The 20,411-nt window shown below is 63.9% G+C and carries 19 protein-coding genes and 1 tRNA gene; 7 read left to right on the top strand and 13 right to left on the bottom strand.

The window, feature by feature from the left end; genetic code table 11:
• Positions 1-106: 106 nt before the first annotated feature.
• Positions 107-2,530 carry an aminopeptidase N gene (pepN, locus tag HMPREF0291_RS05220; protein WP_005289025.1) on the bottom strand — a complete coding sequence of 808 codons (2,424 nt, stop codon included), beginning with the start codon at positions 2,528-2,530 and terminating at the stop codon, positions 107-109.
• A 49-nt stretch (positions 2,531-2,579) separates the two neighbouring features.
• On the opposite strand from pepN, the gene HMPREF0291_RS05225 reads away from it, so the two are divergent.
• Positions 2,580-3,194, top strand: coding sequence for a DsbA family protein (locus HMPREF0291_RS05225; RefSeq protein ID WP_040424246.1), 615 nt, complete (start codon positions 2,580-2,582; stop codon positions 3,192-3,194).
• A 49-nt stretch (positions 3,195-3,243) separates the two neighbouring features.
• Complete coding sequence (locus HMPREF0291_RS05230; RefSeq protein WP_005289032.1) at positions 3,244-3,732, top strand: ribose-5-phosphate isomerase; 489 nt, start codon at positions 3,244-3,246, stop codon at positions 3,730-3,732.
• A 367-nt stretch (positions 3,733-4,099) separates the two neighbouring features.
• Here the strand turns inward: HMPREF0291_RS05230 and HMPREF0291_RS05235 are convergent, their stop codons facing one another.
• The 4 genes from HMPREF0291_RS05235 to HMPREF0291_RS05250 are packed head-to-tail and all read right to left on the bottom strand — an operon-like array spanning position 4,100 to position 7,391.
• Entirely contained in the window at positions 4,100-4,459 is a 360-nt protein-coding gene (locus HMPREF0291_RS05235; protein ID WP_156774809.1) for a DUF4440 domain-containing protein, read from the bottom strand.
• A gap of 9 nt (positions 4,460-4,468) precedes the next feature.
• On the bottom strand, positions 4,469-5,626 hold the full coding sequence (locus tag HMPREF0291_RS11770; RefSeq protein WP_156774810.1) for a glycosyltransferase family 2 protein: 1,158 nt from the start codon (positions 5,624-5,626) through the stop codon (positions 4,469-4,471).
• On the bottom strand, positions 5,623-6,528 hold the full coding sequence (locus HMPREF0291_RS11775; RefSeq protein ID WP_005289040.1) for a glycosyltransferase family protein: 906 nt from the start codon (positions 6,526-6,528) through the stop codon (positions 5,623-5,625). Before HMPREF0291_RS11775 ends, HMPREF0291_RS11770 begins: the two co-directional genes overlap by 4 nt.
• Positions 6,528-7,391 carry a WcbI family polysaccharide biosynthesis putative acetyltransferase gene (locus HMPREF0291_RS05250; RefSeq protein WP_005289044.1) on the bottom strand — a complete coding sequence of 288 codons (864 nt, stop codon included), beginning with the start codon at positions 7,389-7,391 and terminating at the stop codon, positions 6,528-6,530. Before HMPREF0291_RS05250 ends, HMPREF0291_RS11775 begins: the two co-directional genes overlap by 1 nt.
• A gap of 61 nt (positions 7,392-7,452) precedes the next feature.
• Between HMPREF0291_RS05250 and HMPREF0291_RS05255 the strand changes: the two genes are divergently transcribed.
• Genes HMPREF0291_RS05255 through HMPREF0291_RS05270 form a run of 4 tightly spaced genes read left to right on the top strand, consistent with a single transcriptional unit; the run spans position 7,453 to position 11,253 of the window.
• Entirely contained in the window at positions 7,453-8,412 is a 960-nt protein-coding gene (locus HMPREF0291_RS05255; protein WP_232210330.1) for a glycosyltransferase, read from the top strand.
• A complete protein-coding gene (locus HMPREF0291_RS05260) occupies positions 8,409-9,524 on the top strand; it encodes a glycosyltransferase (RefSeq protein WP_005289049.1) in 1,116 nt (371 codons plus the stop codon). Before HMPREF0291_RS05255 ends, HMPREF0291_RS05260 begins: the two co-directional genes overlap by 4 nt.
• Positions 9,521-10,483 carry a glycosyltransferase gene (locus HMPREF0291_RS05265; RefSeq protein WP_005289052.1) on the top strand — a complete coding sequence of 321 codons (963 nt, stop codon included), beginning with the start codon at positions 9,521-9,523 and terminating at the stop codon, positions 10,481-10,483. Before HMPREF0291_RS05260 ends, HMPREF0291_RS05265 begins: the two co-directional genes overlap by 4 nt.
• The gene (locus HMPREF0291_RS05270) at positions 10,480-11,253 is read left to right on the top strand and encodes a glycosyltransferase family 2 protein (protein WP_005289057.1); all 774 of its coding nucleotides are present in this window, start codon (positions 10,480-10,482) and stop codon (positions 11,251-11,253) included. Before HMPREF0291_RS05265 ends, HMPREF0291_RS05270 begins: the two co-directional genes overlap by 4 nt.
• Before the next feature lie 9 nt (positions 11,254-11,262).
• Here HMPREF0291_RS05270 and efeB read toward each other — a convergent pair whose 3' ends face one another.
• The 7 genes from efeB to HMPREF0291_RS05305 all read right to left on the bottom strand — a co-directional run bounded on the left by efeB (position 11,263) and on the right by HMPREF0291_RS05305 (position 18,804).
• The gene (gene efeB / locus HMPREF0291_RS05275) at positions 11,263-12,531 is read right to left on the bottom strand and encodes an iron uptake transporter deferrochelatase/peroxidase subunit (RefSeq protein WP_005289060.1); all 1,269 of its coding nucleotides are present in this window, start codon (positions 12,529-12,531) and stop codon (positions 11,263-11,265) included.
• Between the two features lie 2 nt (positions 12,532-12,533).
• Complete coding sequence (efeO, locus tag HMPREF0291_RS05280; RefSeq protein WP_005289063.1) at positions 12,534-13,799, bottom strand: iron uptake system protein EfeO; 1,266 nt, start codon at positions 13,797-13,799, stop codon at positions 12,534-12,536.
• A complete protein-coding gene (gene efeU / locus HMPREF0291_RS05285; protein WP_005289067.1) occupies positions 13,796-14,737 on the bottom strand; it encodes an iron uptake transporter permease EfeU in 942 nt (313 codons plus the stop codon). Before efeU ends, efeO begins: the two co-directional genes overlap by 4 nt.
• A gap of 151 nt (positions 14,738-14,888) precedes the next feature.
• Positions 14,889-16,106: a peptidase M75 family protein gene (locus tag HMPREF0291_RS05290; protein WP_005289069.1), complete on the bottom strand. Its 1,218-nt coding sequence runs from the start codon at positions 16,104-16,106 to the stop codon at positions 14,889-14,891.
• A 47-nt stretch (positions 16,107-16,153) separates the two neighbouring features.
• The gene (locus HMPREF0291_RS05295) at positions 16,154-16,930 is read right to left on the bottom strand and encodes an enoyl-CoA hydratase-related protein (protein WP_005289072.1); all 777 of its coding nucleotides are present in this window, start codon (positions 16,928-16,930) and stop codon (positions 16,154-16,156) included.
• 1 nt (position 16,931) lies between these two features.
• The gene (locus HMPREF0291_RS05300) at positions 16,932-17,933 is read right to left on the bottom strand and encodes an NAD(P)H-dependent flavin oxidoreductase (protein ID WP_256001602.1); all 1,002 of its coding nucleotides are present in this window, start codon (positions 17,931-17,933) and stop codon (positions 16,932-16,934) included.
• 67 nt (positions 17,934-18,000) lie between these two features.
• Positions 18,001-18,804 carry a hypothetical protein gene (locus tag HMPREF0291_RS05305; RefSeq protein WP_005289078.1) on the bottom strand — a complete coding sequence of 268 codons (804 nt, stop codon included), beginning with the start codon at positions 18,802-18,804 and terminating at the stop codon, positions 18,001-18,003.
• 92 nt (positions 18,805-18,896) lie between these two features.
• On the opposite strand from HMPREF0291_RS05305, the gene HMPREF0291_RS05310 reads away from it, so the two are divergent.
• Positions 18,897-18,971 (top strand) — tRNA-Gly (locus HMPREF0291_RS05310).
• Positions 18,972-19,068: 97 nt separating this feature from the next.
• Here HMPREF0291_RS05310 and HMPREF0291_RS05315 read toward each other — a convergent pair.
• On the bottom strand, positions 19,069-20,256 hold the full coding sequence (locus HMPREF0291_RS05315) for an IS481 family transposase (protein ID WP_005287373.1): 1,188 nt from the start codon (positions 20,254-20,256) through the stop codon (positions 19,069-19,071).
• Between the last annotated feature and the right edge of the window lie 155 nt (positions 20,257-20,411).

Genomic DNA, 20,411 nt, shown 5'->3' on the forward strand with positions numbered 1-20,411 from the left:
GACACCCGCGACCGCCAGGGGCATCAAAACCCCAGGTCAGATTTCGTTGCAGCGGGAACGGTGCGAACTATATCTGGACGGGGCCCGAGGGGTAGGGGGAGAGCCCCTACGCGCCGTCACCCGTTGCACTCTCCGCTGCCGCAGCGTCCACGATCCGGTTCCGCAGCGAGCGCGCTACCCGGTCCTGCCCCTCAGAGATGATGCGGCGCAGACCTGCCGGGATGTCGCCGGCGAGGAACTCGTCGGCCTTCGCGACAGCCTCCTCCGACACATCCCACAACGGGTAGATGCCCTCGAGCGTCCGCTGCGCCATCTCGTTTGACAGCCGCTCCCACAGCTCAGGCGCAACGCGGAAGTACTCATCGGTCAAGCCCTCAAGCCCGCGGTCGTTGAACGTCAGGCCATCCATGAGGAAGCGCAGCGCCAGGTTCGAGCGTTCGCCGGCGATGATTTCGTCCCACGCCCATCGCTTATCGACGACCGCCCGCGCCCGCAACCTCGACACCTCACCTTCGGAGGAGGGATCCTCCTCCTGCTCGGCAGCATCGGCGTCGAGCTCGCCGGCGGCAATGAGAGCCGTGAGAACCAGCCAGCGCACTTCCTGGTTGGTCTCGTTCTCCAGGAGCTCGCGGAAGTATCGAATCGAATCGTTGTCGAGGCGCAGCCGAGACAACGCACGGTCGTAAATCGCCGCTGGCTGGGCACCGCGGAAGGCGTGGTTGAGCAGGTCGAAGCCCTGCGCCTGCCAGTCCGGATCGACGTAGTTCTTCACGGCCGTGGTGGCCTGCGCGACGATGCGTTCCTGCACTGCCGGCTGGTCCTCGTTCGCGCCGAAGCGGGCGACGAGCTTCACGAACTCGCGTGCCGGCAACCGCCCGTCGCGGACTGCCTCCCACACGGCGGACCAGCACAGTGTGCGGGCCATCGGGTCTTCGATGCGGCCGAGGTGCTCGAGGACGAAGTCCATGTGCTCCTCGGTCAGACCCATCAGGCAGTAGGTGAGGTCCTCGTCGTTGACCAGCGCGAGATCGTGCGCCACCCCGGCGAACTCGGGGACCTCGGTGCGCTCGCCGGTGATGTCGATTTCGACGTGATGGGTCCTGCGGACCGCACCGTCGATAAGCGAATAAATGCCGACGCCCACGCGGTGCGTGCGCTGCACCTCGGACTCCTGGACCACCGTGAAGCTATCCGCGGCGATCTCGGGGTAGAGCCGCGAGACGCCCGTGGTGCGCAACCACTGCTGCGACCAGTCCGAAAGGTCGCGGCCGGAGGTCTCCTCGAGCGCGCCGAGCAGGTCAGCGAATTCGGCGTTGCCGAACGCGTGGTTGTCGAAGTGCTTGCGCACCCCAGCGAAGAACTCGTCGCGGCCGACGTAGGCCTGCAGCTGCTTGAGTACGGACGCGCCCTTGGCGTAGGTGATGCCGTCGAAGTTCTGCTCGGCGGTCTCGATGTCGGGGGCGTCGGCACCAACGGGGTGCGTCGACGGGAGCTGGTCGGCCGCGTAGGCCCACGCCTTTTCGACGCTGGCGAACGTCACCCACGCATTGGTGAACTCCGTCGCCTCAGCCTGTGCGATCGCGGCGGACCAGGTGGCGAAGGACTCGTTGAGCCACAGGTCATCCCACCACTTCATGGTCACCAAGTCACCGAACCACATGTGCGCCATCTCGTGCAGGATCGTGTCGTTGCGGCGCTCGATGCGGTAAGGAGCGGGTTCGGAGGTGAACACGTACTCGTCGCGAAGCGTCACGGCACCGACGTTCTCCATCGCGCCCATGTTGTACTCGGGGCAGAAGATCTGGTCGTACTTGCCAAACGGGTACGGCCGGCCGAAGTTCTCGTGGAAGTACGCAAAGCCCTCCTTGGTCTCACGGAACAGGCGGTCGGCGTCGAGGTGCTCCATGAGCGACGCGCGAGCGTACAGGCCCAGCGGGATCGTCTTCTGCTCGTCGGAGTAGGTGTCGTGGACAGACTCGTACTCGCCGGCGCACACCGCGATGAGGTAGGTCGACAGCGGGTAGGAGATGCTCGTCGACGTCGTAGCAGTGCCATCGCTGTTCTCGGCGCGGGAGGTCTCCTCGTTGAGCACCACCACGTACTTGCTCGGCGCAGTGACCGAAATATCGTAGGTGGCCTTCAGGTCCGGCTGGTCGAAGCAGGCGAACACCAGCTGCGCGTACGCCGGCTCGAACTGGGTGTAGAGGTACTCCTTGCCGTCCGCCGGATCGGTGAACTTGTGCAGGCCTTCGCCCGTGTGGGAGTAGGAGTGCGTGGACGTGACGGTCAGTTCGTGCTGTCCGGTAGAAAGCTGCAGCGTGCGATCGTCGATAAGCGTGCCGTCGAGCGTCGCCTCAAAGCTGTCCGCAAGGAGGTCGAAGAATGTCTCGCCCTCGCCGGAGTTGAATGTGATCGTGGTGCGGGCGGTGAATGTGTCCGCGCCGGTGATGTCGAGAGCCACGTCGTAGTGAATATCGCTGATCAGTGCAGCGCGGGCGTGTGCATCGGTCCTGAGCAAATTCGTCTTCATGCAAACCAACGTACCGTTGAGGGTGCAAGCCTCCATCAACGAAAGGGTCATAATGGAAAACGTAACGTTCTGGTTCGACGCATCTTGCCCGTTTTGCTGGCAGACCTCCCGCTGGATCAAGGAAGTTGAAAAAGCCCGCGACATCGAGATCGACTGGATCCCCATGTCGCTGTCCGTGCTGAACGACGGCCGCGACCTCCCCGAAGACTACATGGCCATGATGGAAGCCAACTGGGGCCCGGCGCGCGTGTTCGCCAAGGTCAAGCAGGAGCGCCCCGAGCTTATCGACGACCTGTACACCGCCATGGGCACCCTCATCCACCCCGGCGGCCAGGGAGGCCAGAAGGGCTACGGCGCGTATGACGACGTGATCAAGAAGGCGCTGGAGGAAGTCGGTCTGGATGAGTCTTACGCATCGGTGGCGAACGAAGCGTCCTATGACGATGTGCTCCGCAGCTACCACCAGGGCGCGATGGACGCTGTCGGTGATGAGGTGGGCACCCCGGTCATCCAGCTCGGTGAGACTGCCTTCTTCGGCCCGGTGATCACCCGCGTTCCCACCGGCGAGGAAGCAGGTGCGCTCTTCGACCACGCACTGGGCCTGGCCGAGTACCCCTACTTCTTCGAGCTCAAGCGCTCCCGTACCGAGGCGCCGCAGGTCTAAGGCGTGCGGGGTGCGCCGGGCGCGGTCGCTTTTGGTTACGCTGGGAACCATGCGTATTTACCTTGGAGCAGACCACGCCGGATTCGAGCGCAAGAACGAGATCGCCGAGCACCTCAAGGCTGCCGGCCATGAGGTCGTCGACTGCGGCGCACACGAGTACGACGCTGCAGACGACTACCCAGCGTTCTGCATCGCCGCAGCGGAGAAGACTGTCGCCGATCCGTCGTCGCTGGGCATCGTGCTCGGCGGTTCAGGCAACGGCGAGCAGATCGCCGCGAACAAGGTCAAAGGTGCCCGTTGCGCTCTGGCTTGGTCGGTTGAGACCGCTCAGCTCGCACGGGAGCACAACAACGCCCAGCTGATCGGCATCGGTGGTCGCATGCACTCTCTTGAGGAGACGCTCGCGATTGTCGACGCTTTCGTCGGCATCACCCCGGACCACCAGGTCGAGGAGCGTCACCAGCGTCGCATCGACATCCTCGCCCGCTACGAGGAGACCGGCGAGACTGAGGAGATCCCAGCTCCGAAGACGCTCTAGAAAAGGCGCGGGCTCGTCGCCGCCTCCTGAGCCTGAAATCGCCCCACGTCGACTGTGAGCCGCGTGGGGCTGGTGCGTTTTCGGGGCGTTGGCGACGTCGATAAGCGAAATGAAGCATAAGGAAAAGTGCATTTTCGTGCCGTTGAAAATGCCCGCGTAAATCCCCAGGTCACGTGTTACAGGAGTGAACCCAGTTACTTGACGTGTGGACAGCACGAAAATGGCCTACCGCCCTTTGCGTGGCTAGCGCAAAACCGCCGCGCACGACACAATTGAGCGCATGGGGGACGATGCAGAACTTCGGCTGATTCGGGAGGTTGCGCTCGCGCGCCCGCACGCACCCTGCCCGGCAAGGTCAGCGCTTGATCTAGTGCGTGACGGTGGTCTGCTGGTACAGCTTCATCCGGATCTGCCCGTCTACCAGCACGTAGGTGCTGGTCATGAGGGCTTCGAAGTTGTCAGAGCCGCGGCGGGCGGAGGCGTTGTAGAGGAGGGTGGCGGCGCCGTCGTTTAGCGGGATGAGCTGCGGGTCTGTGATCTGGTAGCTGTCCCACGGCGGCGCATCGTTCATGCTCGCGGCGATGGTGGGCTGGTCCATGATCATGCCGTTGACCAGCACCATGACGGCGTCATCGGTCATGAGTTCGCCGTAGAACGTGCCGCCGCGCTGCTCGCATAGCGAGTCCCAGCCTTGGCGCTCGAGGCCCAGAAGCGTGTTGAGGTCCATAACCATTTTCTACCAGCCGGCGAAGTATCGCTCGAGGCGAACGGGACCATCGACCCACTCAATTCCCACGGGACGCTCGATGGAGCGAGGTTCGCTGGCCAGCGCACGGGCCCGCGCAGTACGCACGCTTATCGACGGCACCCCCGCCACATCAACCCTCCACCCCGTGCCAACACGCGTGTCCTGGGTAGCCCGGTGGAATGCTGCGGGATCGGACAGAGCCCACGGGTCGGCAAGATCGACGCTGATGCGGTGCTGTTCCGCAGGGTTCTCCGGGCCCGTCGGCGCGGTCCTCACGCGGGGCTCGTGGCGGAATAGGTCCGGTACGTCAAGGGCGGGGTCGCAGTACACGATTGCGTCCGCGCGCAACCACGACGCGATGACCTGCTCGAGCACCCCTGGCGATTCCAATAGCTCGTGCTGGCTCACGCGCACGCCGATGTCGGCGTTTTCGAAGTGCACCCCGTCGGGCCGGGCGAGCGGGTGCGTGATGCGGTGCGCCAGCGCCACCGATTCGATGTTCTTGACGCGGGCTTCCTCGTTGGGGTTGTTGTAGCGCCCACCGAAATCTTCCTCGTCGTGGACCGCGACAGCATCTGGCTCGCGGACGAAGGTCGCGCCGGCGTTCCACGCGCGGAAGCCGAACTCCCAGTCCTCACCGCCGTAGCCGACGAAGGTCCCGTCGAAGCCGCCGATGGCGTCGAAGAACCGGCGCGAACAGGTCAGGACGGAGGAGATGATGAAGCGCCAGGAGGTGTCGTCGGCACGCGAGAGGTTGTCGGTGTCGCGCCAGGCGTCGCGCAGCCATGCGGGTTCCTCGCGCGCGGCGCCCGTGAGTCGCTTGCCGACGACCACCGCCCGCCAATCCTCCTCCACATGCCGGCACGCAGCAGCGAGATAACCGGGCTCGGGCACAGTGTCAGCGTCGAGGAAGGCGAGCACGTCGCCCGTCGCGGTACTCGCCCCGAGGTTGCGTGCCGTGGCAGCGCGGAAACCGAGATCCTCCTGCGTCACCACCGTCGCGCCGGGCATGTCGGGCACGACCGCGGAGCCGTCATCGGCGACGATGATCTCGACCTCGCCGACGCCTTCCTGCGCGCGCACGGCCGCAATCACCTTCGCGAGGCTGTCAGGGTCGTTGTAGTGGGGAATAATGACGCTGATCATGCCCATGCCTTTCGCCATTGCGTAGCGACGTCTGCCCACCCGTACTCCGGGGCTGTCATCTGCGGTGAGGGGGTGGCTGCGTAGGCGTCGATTGCAGAGCGCCACGAATCGGGCTGCACGCGGGTAATGCGTCCCGGCAGCCACTCGTCGATCTCGCGGGTGTAGTCGGAATCGTTGGCCAGGACGTGCCGGCCGGCTCCTAACCACGTCATCAGCGACCCGGAGGCGGAGAAGTGCCGGTGCGCGCAGACGGGAATCTGGATGCGGCCCATTTCGGCGGCCAGGTCAGCGTCGGAAAGCCAACCCGTGATCTCCGCATGGGCCTCGAGCCCGCGCGCCCACTCCTCGTGGCCGGGAGAGACGGAGCCCAGGAAACGCAGACGGTAATCGGTGCCGCGTAGGGCGCGGATAAGCTCTTCGTGCCCTTTGCCTGGGTACAGAAATCCGAGAATTCCCACGGTCCCCGGTTCCGGCTCGAACGCTGAGTCGATCAGCGGGATCGGCAGGCGGATCACACCCACGTCGATACCGGCGTCACGGAAGAATTCAGCCTCGTGCTCCGAGTTCACTACGGCGACGTTAGCGTCAGCGGCCAAACGTTGGTAGGCGGCGGCGCGGCGGGCGAAACGGTCAGCGCCTTCTTCGGGCTGGGGGATGTCGTGGAAGCTCACGCTGAGCTGCCGCGACCCGACCCGGGTGAGCAGTGCGTCGACAGCTGCAGCGGGGGAGTCGCCGAAGAGGTGATCGGTGAAGGCGACGTGCACAGAATCGACAGAATCCGGCAGGGCGACCGCGCTGAACTCGGATTCGCGCAGCACAGGGGCATCGGTAGCTGCTGCCAACTCCAGCGCGTACCGGGTCACGCCGTGCGAGTCGGGCCCGACAATGAGGTGCGTGGGCATCAGGGCATCAACTCCAAGTTCGCAATCCGTTCCGCGTGGCGCTCCAACCCGTGCGCGACCAGTGCGGGCCGCTCGCGGTAGTGAGCCAGTTGCTTGTCGACGATCTCCTCCCACGGAATCTCCCCCGTTTCCCTGTGCATCCACGCGTCCCGGCCGCGCACCGATACGCCGAGGGCAGCGCACGCGCCGGGGTCGAGCGGTGCGTCGAGTTCGCCGAGCATTTCGTACTCAGGCATGGTCACGGACCCGGACAACCCCAATGTCTGCAGGATGCGGGATGCCACGACCGCCAAGGTCTCATTGTCGGGGTGATTGATGATGTGCCAAACGGGAAGGGTTTCCAGGTAGTCAGAAATCCTCACCGAGTCGAAGCGTTCTTCGCGGGTGCGGATTTGGTTGACGGACATGGCAAGTGCTCGTCGATAAGCATCAGGCGCGAGTGACGGCGTGACGGGCGCGTCCAAGCCTTGCGCAGCGGCGCAGAGGATCCGCAGGTCATGGTAGGGGACGACTGGCGGGTTGAGCGAGGAGTCGGCGGGGTCGCGGATGATCGCGGTGAACGGCATGAGCGCGTCGAAACGCAGCACCGGCACGATCGCGTGGCGGGCACCGGGCGGCAGCTGGGCGAGCATCTGCGCGGTGCCGACGGGCAGGCCGCGGTAGTCCTCGCGGATCGGTTGGGTGACCAGAACATCCGTGCGCGCGAGCATGTCACCGAACCACCCCATATCGGCTTGGGTGAGCTCGTGTACAGGAGGGATGCGCTCGGATTCGAAATGCCCGGTGCTAGCCAGGAGTTTGCGCAGGGACTCGGCTTGGCAGTTGCCCACGACGGTCAAGAACATGGCCCCGAATATAGTCATGCCAACAATTGCAGAAACGTTTATATTGGTCGGGTGCCCCGGAAGAGGAAAGGCGGTGGGTGTGAACGTTCTGTCGATCCCCGCTGAACATGTCTACACGCAGGCGATTCAGCCGGAAGGCGTGCGTTTTCCACCGGACCCGAATATTGACGGCAAATGGTGGCCCCACCCCGCGCTCGCAGCGTCCTACTGGGACCAGCCGCGGGAAATGGATCTCGTGCACATCCACTTCGGTTTCGAGCATTACAGCCCCGATGAGCTGCGCGAACTTGTCGCAGCATTGCCGGTGCCACTCGTGCTCACTGTGCATGATCTGGACAATCCGCACCTCGAGGACCAGGCGGCCCACCACGAGAGCTTGGCTGTGCTCATCGACGCTGCGGCGCAGGTGGTCACGCTCACCAGTGCCGCCACCGATGTCATCGCGCAGCGGTATTCGCGTGACGACGTCCACGTCATCCCCCACCCCCTCATCACCGAAACGCGGGACCCCGACCCGTCGGCATTCGGGGTGGCTGTGTTCTTGAAATCACTGCGCGGCAATGTCGTGGCAGAGCCGGCCTTCTACCGCGAGCTGGCGGAGCAGGTGCCGCTGACTGTTTACGTCCATGACGTTGAGGCCACCGAGACCCTGCGCCGTGAGCTGGCAGACCTCAATCTGGTCGTGCACGAGCCGATGGAGGACGCTGTATTGCATGCCGCGGTGGCCAGCCACGCGGTATGCGTTCTGCCGTATGTGCGCGGCACCCACTCGGGTTGGTTGGAGATGTGCCGCGACCTGGGTGTGAGCGTGGCCGTGCCGGACTGCGGCTGCTATGCCTCGCAGGCAGATACGGCTGACACGGTCATTGAATATGCCGCAGGTGACGGCACTGCCGCCGGCCGCGCCGCCGCAGAGTTGTTGGAGCGCGGCCAAATTCCGTACCAGGGGAACCGCCACGCTGAGCTGGAAGGCATCAAGCAGGCCTACGCCGCGGTGTACCGTGCAGCCCTGGCAGAGAGTGCGGAGGTCCGCCCGTGACCATCACCTTGCTCCAGGGGTGCACTCCTGCCCGCGGCCAAAACCTCCGCATCGCCTTCGTTGCCCCCGCCCGTTACCCGATTCGCGAGCCGTTCGCCGGCGGCCTCGAGGCGTTCTGCCACACCATGGTCACCGCGCTGCGCAACGAAGGCCACCGGGTGGACTTCTACGCCGCGAAAGGCTCGGACGGAAACGTCAAAAGCCACGAACTGCCGGGTGTGAACTGGGGAGACTCGCTGGAACTGGCCACCGACACCGGCTATCCGGTAGGTGGGCGCGAGCGGGAGGAGCAGGCCTTCCTCGCGCTACGTGAGCACTTGGTCGCGCAGGGGTATGACGTTGTGCACAACAACAGCTTGAGCCCCGCCATGTTCCCCTCGCCTGCGTCGCCAGACCCGCTGCCCATGGTGACCACGCTGCATACGCCACAGCTGCCGGAAATCTTCGCGGTTGTCGAAGCAGCCGGTGAGGCCGCAGGCCGGTTCGCCGCCGTCAGCGCGACCACTGCTGCGAGCTGGGAGATGCCGCCTGCCGTCCACGGCCCGATTGAAGTCATCCCGAACGGCGTGAACACGCGCAAGTGGGCACCGGGCCCGGGCGGCCCTGGTGCGGTGTGGTTCGGCCGGATCGTTCCCGAGAAGGGCCTGCACTTGGCTATGGATGCGTGCCGCCTCCTCGGCCTGCCGCTGACGATCGCCGGCCGCAAGGGCGACCACGACTACTTCCAGGAGCAGATCGCCCCGCGTTTGGACGGCCACCTGATCCGCTGGCTGGGGGAGTTGTCGCATGGGGAGTTGCGTCGGCTCGTCGGCAAGCATGCGGTGTGCGTGGTCACCCCGCGCTGGGAGGAGCCGTTCGGGCTGGTCGCATTCGAGGCGATGTCGTGCGGCACGCCCGTCGCCGCCTTCGACCGCGGCGGCATGGGGGAGCTCTTGGCTACCGCGCCGGCAGTGCTCGTCCCGCCCGATGATGTCGTTGCGCTCGCCGGCGCGATCCACAAGGCCCTTCATGTCGACCGCGCCGCAGCCCGTGCGTGGGTCGTGGAGAACCACAGCCTCACCCAGACCGCCCGCCGCTACGTGGATCTTTACCGCGAGGTGATGGTCAAATGATCGGCTTGTATGCGCACCACCACGGCTCCGGTCACATCCAGCGCTGCCGCGAAATCGCGCGCCACTTACCCGACGCGACGATTTTGTCCACGCACCCCAGCGCAGACGTCGTGCTTCTCGACGACGCCGGCGCCCCCACCTCCGACCCGCTTACCGCCGGAGGAACCCTTCACTACGCGCCGACCACCCATGAGGGCTACCGTTCCCGGATGCAGCAGATTGCCGCATGGGTGGAGGCCAACGACCCCTCTGTGTTCTACGTCGACTGCTCCGTGGAGGTCGCCGTCTTTGCCCGGCTCCTCGGCGTGCCCGTGGTCACCGTGGCCATGCCGGGTGTGCGCGACGATGCTCCCCACCAGCTCGGCTACGCCCAAGCCAGCGCGATCGTCGCAGCGTGGCCGGATTGGGTGCCCGTGCCTGCGCATTTGGGGGCGCACGCGGACCGACTGCATGCCGTCGGGGGCATTTCCCGGCTGCGCGGCTTAGCCGATCGCGGCCGCGATGAGCGGTCGGTGCTCGTCATGGCCGGCACGGGCGGCTCCACCTGGGACCGCGACTCGTGGGACGAGGTCGAGCGCGTCTGCCCGAACTGGGATTTCACCATTCTCGACGGGGCCAGCCGTGTCGACGATGATGCCAAGCTCACCGAAATGCTGCAGAGCGCCGGGGTCGTCGTGGTCGCCGCCGGGCAGAACTCCGTGGCTGATGTCGCCGCCTGCGGAGCACCCGCGATTGTCCTGCCGCAGCCCCGCCCCTTCGCCGAACAGGAGGCCACGGCCGCGGTGCTCCGCGACGCTGGCCTCGCGCTTGTCCCCGAATCCTTCCCCGAGCCAGCCATGTGGCCGGCGCTGCTGCACCAAGCGGCTGAAATGGACACGTTCTGGGACGATCCCCAGCGCGGCTGGCAAACCGACGGGGCCGCGCGCCGAGCAGCCGATGTCATCCTGGGGGCCTCATGACCGCGATCATCACATTGGCTAACGCGGCGCGCGCCGATCATGTCGCCCGCCAGGCGTCCCTCATTCCTGATGGCATCGAGCACATTCTCGTCGCGCTTGCTGATGCCGAGGAGCTCGCCGCCCGACTGCCCGATACGCATGTGGTTCCGCTCGAGGAGCCCAATCTCGCCCTCGCCCGCAACACGGGTGCGGCCGAAGCGCTCGCGCGCGGGCACCAGCAGCTCATTTTCCTCGACGCGGACTGCCTCCCGGGCCCCGGGCTGGCGGACCGATATCTCGACGCACTTGACCACGCGTCCGAGGCCGTCCTCGCCGGCCCGGTGACGTACCTGCCGGAGGGAGAGCTACGCACCGACAACCCCCAGCCGCACGAAGCCCGGCCGAACCCGCCAGCCGGCGAGCTCGTCCCTGCCGATGACTACAACCTCTTCTGGTCTTTATCCTTCGCGCTGACCGCTGACACGTGGCGCCGCATCGACGAGCTTTTCGGCGGCTTCGACACCGCTTTCTCCGGCTACGGCGGCGAAGACACCGATTTCGCGTGGAACCTGCGCGAACACGGCATTGACTTCATCTGGGTCGGCGGCGCGCACGCCTACCACCAGTGGCACCCCGTTTCCTCGCCGCCGTGGGAGCACCTCGACGACATTCTCCGCAACGCCGCCGTCTTCCACTTCAAATGGGGCACGTGGCCAATGGAGGGCTGGCTTCACGAGTTCGAAGATGCAGGAGCCATCGCGCTTATCGACGACACATGGCAACGCCGATAAGCACGCCCCTCAAGCGAACATTCCTTCGCCGATGAATCCCTCTTCACCCACGCCCGGCGGGATCAAATAAGTGCCGGTCTTTGTGGTCTTGAGATACTCCAGGAACATCTCGTCGCGCGACATCGATTGGTGGACGGTAGCGAAACGGTCCGGGGTGCGGGTGAACGCGATGAAGAACAACCCCGCGTCCATGCGTCCCTGCTCGTTGGAGCCGTCGACGTAGTTGAAGGCGCGGCGCAGCATGCGAATCCCGCCGTTTTGAGCCGGGTGCACATTGAACAGGTGGGAACCGCGGTCGATGACGGGCCGACCACGGTCGTTCACCGCGTCAAAATCCGGCTCGTCGAATTCGTCGGTGCCGGTCAGAGGTGCACCCGCAACCTTGTCGCGGCCGGTGACGCGCTCCTGCTCCTCGAGTTGGAGGGTGTCCCAGACCTCGATGTTCATCGCGATGCGCCGCGCTGTCAGGTACGTCCCGCCGGCTGCCCACGGCTGAGAGGAATCTTCCTGCACCCACACGTGCTGGTCTAATTCCTCTTCGTCGTCGGAGCGGATGTTGGCGGTGCCGTCCTTTTGGCCGAAAAGGTTGCGCGGGGTCTGCTCCTCGGCGCTGGTCACCGAGGCTTTGCCGAAGCCGATCTGGGTCCAGCGCAGCGACGCATCCGGAACAGCCAATCGGGTCAGATTCCGGATCGCATGTGTGGCTACTTGCGGGTCGTTCGCGCAGGCCTGGATGCAGATGTCGCCTTCGGATTGCTCGCGATTGAGGAAGTCGTTGGTCATTGTCGGCATCTCGCTGAACTCGTCAGGCAGTTTGTCCGCCAGGCCGAACTGATCCCGGAACAGACTGCGCCCGAACCCGATCGTGATGGTCAGGGCAGACGGCCCCAGGTCGAACGCTTCACCGGAGTCATCCGGTGGGAAGTTCGCCCCACCGCCGAATGCGCCTTTCGACGACACCTCGCCGCCCAACGTGAGGCGCCGGGCGGCGTCAGTCCACCGCTCCAGCAGCCGGATCAGTTTCTTCTGGTCGGCTTTCTCGGACATGTCGAACGCAGCGAAATGCAGGTTGTTCTGCATCGGCGTGATGATGCCGGCTTGGTGCGCCCCAGCGAAGTCGACGATGAGTTCCTCATGGCTCGCACCGTCAATACCGCCGGCGCCACCGCTTCCGCTATCGCGCGAATCTTCCCGCGCGCACGCTGCTGCAGCCGCCCCGGCAGCACCGACGCCTCCGAGCGCAAGAAACTTTCGCCGGTCGAGTTCGAACCTGCTCATGGCTAGTTCTCTTCGCTGCTCTCGACATTCAGGCCCAGGACAGTTCCGGTGAGCTTGGCCAGGGGTTCGCGCAGCGCGTCGATGGCGCGGGTGAGTTCAGCTTGCTGGCCGGCATCGACCTCGTCGTAATCGACGTAGCCGTTCTCTAAGGAGCCGTACCCGTCAAGGAGTTCCTGGACGTCGTTGTAGCGCTCTTCGATGTCAGCGACGAGTTCTTTGCCCTCCTCGCCACGTTCGGCGGCGATGTCCTTGACCATGTCAAACGCAATGCGGGAGCCCTGGATGTTCGCCTGGAAGTCATACAGGTCCTTGTGGGACCACCAGTTCTCCTCACCGGTGACTTTTGTGGTGGCCACTTCCTCAAGCAGGCCCATCGCGCCGTTGGAGACGGTGTCGACAGTGATGTCGTTGCTCTCGATGAAGTCGTCTGCGTTCACGGTCTCGCTCAGCTGCCCGATGTCGGCAATCAGCGCATCCGCGATTTCGCGGCGCTTTGCCGGGTCAGACGGCTCCCAGTCCTCGCGGGCCGGGGAGCCGTCGGCGTTCTTGTCGCCCTCGGCAGGCGGCCAGAGGTCCTTCTCCATGCGGTGGAAACCCAACCAATCAGTGAACGTCGGGTCCTCTTCAGCGAGCTCGTCGGCTTCAGCGATGTAGTCCACTTCGCGGTAGTCGATGCGCGGGTCCAGCACGCCAAGTGCCTCGGCGACCGGTTCAATGCGCTCGTAGTGCACACGCGTGGTGGGGTAGAGTTCCTTCGCCCGCTCGTCGTTGCCGGAGGCGTACGCCTCAGCGAACTCTTCGACCTTGGGTAGCAGCTCAGCGACTTCATTTTGGACGAATGCGACGTAGTTGTCGCGCGCCTCGTTGAAACGCTTCTCGTCGGACGCGTCGTATTCGATCGGTTCACCGGTGACTGTGAATTTGGCCTGGCCGACATTCGCACCGCGCAGGCCTGGCTTGCACGCGGTGTGGTAACTGCCGGGTTCAAGCTGGACGATCAGGTCCGCCGTGCCACCGGGGGTGATGTTCTCGCGCTCGGCGATCACGCGCAGTCCGTCTTCGGCGAGCACGTAGAATTCTGTGACGCGTTCGCCCTGGTTGGTGATGGAGAACGTCGTGGTTCCGCTTTCGGTCTCACCGGCGCTGACTTCGCATGCGTCCTCTTTCGCGGTGACCTGCAGGCCTTCACCGTCAGCAGTGTTTTCCACGCATGCTGCCAATGGCAGGGTCATAGCCAGTGCGGCGACAAGTGCTGGGGAACGCTTCATAGATTTACCTTTCGTGATTCAGCGTCGATACGCTTTTCGCTTTTCGACGCACGGACGTGCCCGACAAAGATCGGCACAATGACAGCCATGTACGCGCCCCAGGCAATGACCTGAAGCCACGACATCTGCGGCATGAAGCCGGTGAACGCTTGCAGGAGCGTGGCGACGATGCCCGACGGGTCAATCGCGCCGGAGACATCGAAGGCCCAGCCGAAGGGGAACGACGCCATCCAGAATGGATACGTGGCGAAACCGGTGAGAACTTCGCCCGTGCGTGGATGGGTCGGAGCAATAGGCTCACCGGAGAATGGTCCCGGGAGGAACTGCGCTTCCTGGAGGTCGTGCACCGCGTACGCGAGGATCCCGGCGGCGACAACGATGAGCAAGGCGCTTGACCAGCGGAAGAACGTGCCCAAGTCCAAACGCAGTGCCCCGCGGTAAATGGCCCAGCCCAGAACGATAGCAACAGCTATGCCGGAGAACGCGCCAACGACGGCCGACGGGGTCCTCGTCCACCCCCACAGCAACAAGGTCAGCTCGATTCCTTCTCTCGCGACTGCGACGAACGCCAGCCAGAAAATCGCTTGACGTCCGCGGCTTAGGGCTTCGCCTGTCTTATCGTCGAGCATCGTGCGCAGTCGGCCGCTTTCGTTGCTCAAAGAGAGGATCATGCCGGTGATCATGATGACCGCCACGAGCGACATGATCCCGCCAATCGCCTCCTGAGCGCGGAAACTCAAGCCGTAACGGCCGAAGGTGAAAAGCGCGCCCAAGGCAAGGCAGATCGCAGCTGCGATCACGACTCCGGTCCAAACAATGCGCATTGCGCCACGGCGGTTCGTCTCAGCTTGGCGCTGGACAGCGGCAAGCAACATGCCGACGATCAGCGTCGCTTCGAGACCTTCGCGTAAGCCGACCAGGAACGCGGCAATGAACATGTGCACCGTGACTTTCTAGTGCGTTACTTGGCAAGATAGGCTTGCCTAAGGCAAGCAAAGCTAACCTTAGCTGCACTGGGGTGGGCACAGTGAATCCTTTAGTGATTTTCGTACCGTTAATGTTGCGAAAATCACAAGGGGTGGGAACAGCCTAGGCAATCAGGTCGCCCAGTGAGCTGCGCAGGGCTGCGATCACCTCAACTAGCTTTGCTCGGTCACCAGACTGGCCGGTGTCTGGGCCAGTTTCCTTCTGCTTCGTAATGAGGTTGTCGAGCGCGGCGAGGCGTGAGTCGGTGTCGTCGATAAGCTCTTCGTGCTTTTTGTTGTCCCTGTCGAGGTCTGCGACCGTGTCAAAGATGACGCGCACGCCTTCGGTATTGGCCTCCAGGTCACTGAGGTCTGTTCCGGACCACCAATTCTCCTCGCCGGTGGCTGCGGTCTCCGCCATACGATCGAGCAGGGTCAGCGCGCCACCTGTGATCGACTCGAAGGTGATGTCGTCGCTTTCCTGGAACGGTGTGTCGTTGATGGTGCCGTGGAGTTGCTCGACGTCGGCGATGAGCGCGTCTGCAAGCTCGCGGCGCTCCTGCGGGGTGGACGGCTCCCACTTTTGCAGGGCGGAGCTACCGTCAGAATTCTCGTCGCCCTCCGCAGGCGGCCACAGGTCCTTTTCCAGGCGGTGGAAACCGAGCCATTCGGTGAACGTCGGATCCTTTTCAAGCAGCTTTTCGGCCTGTTCGGTGTATTCGACTTCGGTGGCGTCGATCCGTGCATCGAGAAGCCCGAACCTTTCGGCGATCGGCTCGATGCGCTTGTAGTGGACCCGGGCGGCGGGATAGAGCTCTTTGGCACGCTCGTCGTTGCCGGAGGCGTACGCTTCAGCGAACTCTTCGACCGCGGGAAGTAGTTCTGCTGCTTCGTTTTGGACGAAGGTGAGGTAATTGTCGCGGGCGTTTTTCTCGCGCTGCCCACGGGATTGCGTGTAGTCGACCTCGTCGCCGGTGACGGTGAATTCGGCCGCTTCGATGTACGGCCCGCGCTCGCTCATCCTGCAGGCGGTGAGATAGGTGCCGGGTTGCAGTTCGACGGACAGCTCCGCCGTTTCCTCGGGCTTGATGGCGCCCCGCTTGGCCACGACCCGGCGGCCCTCTTCCGCAAGAACGAGAAAGTCTGTCTCACGCCCGCCATCGTTGGTCACTTCGAATGCCACTTTGCCGCTGTCGGCCTCATCGTCGCCGACCTCGCAGGTGTCATCCGCGACAGTGACCTGCTTCTCTTCATCGTCCGCGCTGCCCGCGGAGCCTCCCGCGCATGCAGCTAACGGAAGAGTCAGGGCCAGTGCGGCGAGCAGGGCTGGGGAACGCTTCATAGCCCCACTTTATCCTGTGGGGCTATGAAGACTTCCGGCTAGCGGACTTAGAAGGTGACTTCGCGGCGCTCCAGGAACGCCTTCACGCCTTCTTTGTGCTCGGCGCTGTGGGCCAGAGCGGTCTGGGCGCGCGCTTCCTCGGCCAGGCTGAGCGGCAGTTGGGCCAAGGAAGCGCGGTTGACGGCACGTTTCGCGTCAGCAAGCGCCCCGCGCGGCGAGAAGCGGAATTCACGGGCATACTCGAGGGCACGCTCGAGCGCGTTGTCCGCCACCTCGGTGAACAGGCCCCATGACACGGCGTCGGCGGCGGGGATGCGCTCGTGGCGCAGCACCAGCTGCATCGTGCGGTGGCGGCCAATCGATGCCGCAAGCGTTGCCACGGCCCCGCCGTCCGGCATGAGGCCGATGCGCCCGAACGGCAGGCTGATGAAGGTCTTCTGGCCCGCAACAATGAGGTCGCACGCGCACGCCAGTGAAGCACCGATGCCGGCGACGGCGCCTTCAGCGGCAGCCACGACCGGGACGGAGGCGCGGGTGATCGCATTCACCATGTGTTCAATAGCGGTGAAGTTGCCTGCGGAGATCTCTTCTTCACCGCTGATGAAGACGGTCAGGTCCATGCCAGAGCAGAATGCTGCGTCATCACCGGTGACGATCACGCACCGGGTCGCCGGGTTCGCGTCCGCCTCATTCACTGCGTCGCCGATGGACCAGTAGGAGTCCGGCTCCAAAGCGTTGCGCTTCTCTGGGTTGGAGATACGGACGATGGTCACCGCGCCATCTTCGACGATCTCGGAGGTGATGTTGCCTTTGAATTCGCGCATATTACTTCGCCACAAATCCAGCCAGGCGGCCCTCGATGATCTCCACTGCATCAGCAACAATGCGGTCCAGCAGCTCCTGGCAGGACGGGATGTCGTTGATGATGCCCTGGACCGGGCCAGCGGACCAGATGCCAGCATCCAGATCGCCGGTCTCGTACACCTGCGCGCCGCGCTTACCGGCCACGAGGTCGCGGATCTCCGGGAACTGCGCGCCCTGGTTGAGCTTTTCGACGACCTCGTCGCTCACCGCGTTCTTCGCCACACGGGCGGTGTTGTTCAGCGTGCGCAGGATGAGGTTGGTGTCCAGCTCCGAGCGGTCAACAATGGCCTGCTTGACGTTCTGGTGCACCGGAGCTTCCTCGGTGGCCACGAAGCGGGTACCCATGTTGATGCCCTCTGCGCCCAGCGACAGAGCAGCGGCAAGACCGCGGCCGTCAGCGAAACCGCCCGAGGCGACGAAGGGGATCTCCAGCTTGTCCGCAGCAGCCGGCAGCAGGATCAGGCCCGGAATGTCGTCCTCGCCCGGGTGGCCAGCGCACTCGAAGCCGTCAATGGAGAGGATGTCGACGCCCTTGTTCTGGGCGGAGATGGCGTGGCGCACAGAGGTGCACTTGTGGATCACGGTCACGCCCGCAGCTTTGAGGCCTGGCACCAGCTGTGCCGGGTTGGCGCCGGCGGTCTCAACAATCTTGATGCCCTTCTCGATGGCAACGCGCAGGTACTCCTCGTACGGCGGCGGCGTAATCGTCGGCAGGATGGTCAGGTTCACACCGAAGGGCTTGTCGGTCATCTCGCGGCAGCGGTCGATTTCCTTGCCCAGGTCTTCCGGGGTGGGCTGGGTCAGGGAGGTGATGATGCCGAGGCCGCCCGCGTTGGAAACGGCAGCTGCCATCTCGGCCTTGCCGACCCATTGCATGCCGCCCTGGATGATGGGGTGCTCAATGCCGAGCATTTCGTTAATGCGGGTGTTGATCTTGGCCATGTCGGGCCTCCTTGAACTCAAATAGCGTGTCGGTTGAGACCTACATTACACCCGGCGAGCCTATGAGACCTGGATAACGATCGAGCGGCTAGAAATCAAAGCCGAAGTCGAATCCGCCGCCATCGCCGAAGCCACCGCCGTCGCCAAATCCGCCGCCCATGTCCCCGGCATCACCCATGTCGCCGGCATCACCGACACCCATATCTCCCATGTCCTCTGCACCGCCGCCGTCGGCCCCGAAGTCGCCAGCGGCGAACTCGTCCGAGCTGGGTGTGCCCCCCATGCCGGCGAACATGGCGGAGTAGAACATCATGGAGCTCGCCGCCCACATGCCCGTCATCATGGCGGGACCCCACCACGCGGTGGAGTACCAGCCAGCCGGCACCGGACGGCCAGCAACGGCGCCGCCGGGGTAGTAGTGCGGGGTGTCCGCGCTGGCGTAGGGCGACGCCGTCACGGCTTGGCCGTCGTGTTCAACGGTGCGGCGCTCAGTGACCTTGCCTGCCTGACGCTGCGCTTCCAGCTCAGGCAGGGCTGGTCCCGGTGCCAACCCAAGGATCTCTCGGGCGGCGTTGACGTAGTGCATGCCTTCCAAGGCTGACTCACGTGCCAGCTGGGCCTGCCTGACCGTGGTGGCGCTCTGCAGTGCGGAGTTCGCTGCGTTGTAGCGCTCGGAAGCGTCGGCCATGGCCTGCGTCGAGGCGGCATCCTCGCCCGATATCGTCAGCACTTGGTGTCCCAGGCGGTCGACCCACCGTTGGGCGTCCGCTTTTGCGTCGTCAAGCGACGCGTTGCTATTGATCGCACGCTGGCTGCTGTTCTGGGAGTTGTTGATCAGCGCCATCACGCCGCCGATCGCTACGACAATAAGGAGAAGACTAAGTACGCTCACACTAGTCACAACGGATGAACCGCCCCGCAAGTTCCATTTTTGGTCCCGCGCGTGAGGCTGGGCTAGGATTGTCTGCGCGCTTAAACCGCAGTGGGAATGTCGTATAGTGGCTAATACCTCAGCCTTCCAAGCTGAAGACGCGGGTTCGATTCCCGTCATTCCCTCCACTGTCATCAGTCGCGACATTGTTGACAGATGAGTCGCGACATGGTGGACAAACCGGCGTCTTGGTGTTTATTTTTTCCAAGGCGCCGGTTGTGGTTTTCAGGTCAGTGGGGGTTGGCCTTTTCGCCAGTATGGTTTTTGGTAGTTGCGGGATGTGTCGATGTAGTGCTCGGTGATGGGTTCGCCGGTTTCTTTTAGTGATGTCGTGATGTGGTTGTCGGTGATGATCATCAGGACTTCTTCGCCGCTGTGGGCTCGGCCGATTCCTAGGCTGTAGAGCCTGCCGGCGTAGCGGATGGTGACTTTGCCGCTGGCGGCGACGACGTCGTTGCGGGTGCGCCATTCTTCTTTCGGGGTGAAGGTTGGTTCAGCTTTAGGTCCTGTTGTGTAGGCCTGGTGTGGGGTACGGCGTCCGAGTGATCGGTGGGGGCGTTCGGTGTTGTAGTAGGCGGTGAATTCGTTGAGCTGCCGTTGTAGTTGGGGGATGGTTTCTGCTGGTGGTTGTGCGTTGATCCAGCGTTTGAGTGTTTGGTGGAAGCGTTCGATTTTGCCTTGGGTTTGTGGGTGGCCTGGCCGGCCGTTTTTCTGCTGGATACGGTTGTCGTTAAGTGTTTTCTCGAATGCGTTTCTGCCGCCTTTGCGTCCGGCTAGTCGGGCGGTGAACACCAGCCCGTTGTCAGTGAGTGTGGATGCCGGTGGGCCGTAGGTGTCGATGAGGCGCTGTAGTTCTGCTGCGACAGCTGGCCCTGTAAATGCTGGCCGGGCGGTGATCGATAGCAGGTAGCGGGAGTGGTCGTCGATGAAGTCGAGGACTTCTACGCGCCTGCCGTCGATGAGGAAGAGGTAGGTGATGTCGGCCTGCCAGCATTCGTTGGGCATGGCCGCTTCAAACCTGATGTAGGAGCTGCGTGGTTTCTTTTGCGGTTGCGGGGCAACAAGTCCGGCTTCAGTGATGATCCGGCGGATCGTCGATGTTGACGGCACACGCAGGCCTTGTTGTCCTAAGTGGAAAGCGATGGTGTCGGGCCCTGCGTCGAAACCTGCTTTGGTGAGTTCTTTGCGCATGTCGATGATGTGGTTGCGCAGGGTCTCCGGCACGGCATTGGGGTGGGTGTGCGGCGCGCGCGATTTGGGGGCGATGGCTTGTTCGCCTCCGGCGTCGAACTCGGAGAGGATCTTGTAGATGCGTTGGCGGGAGATGCCGAATCGTTTGGCGACTTTGGTGACTGGTTCGCCTTGATCGCGGACGGCTTTGACGATGGCGAGATTTCGGTTCGGGCTGTTCATCTGTCAACGATGTCCCGACTGATACCAGCACCGTCACTAAACACGCGGGGGTGGCGGGAGGTGTCAATGATGTCGCGACTGAGGTGTCAACCATCACCCCAGATTGTTTCTACCCCCTAAGTGTCAACAATGTCGCGACTGACCTGTCAACCATC

The organism is Corynebacterium genitalium ATCC 33030 (genome assembly GCF_000143825.1).
In the GTDB taxonomy this organism is placed as follows: domain Bacteria; phylum Actinomycetota; class Actinomycetes; order Mycobacteriales; family Mycobacteriaceae; genus Corynebacterium; species Corynebacterium genitalium.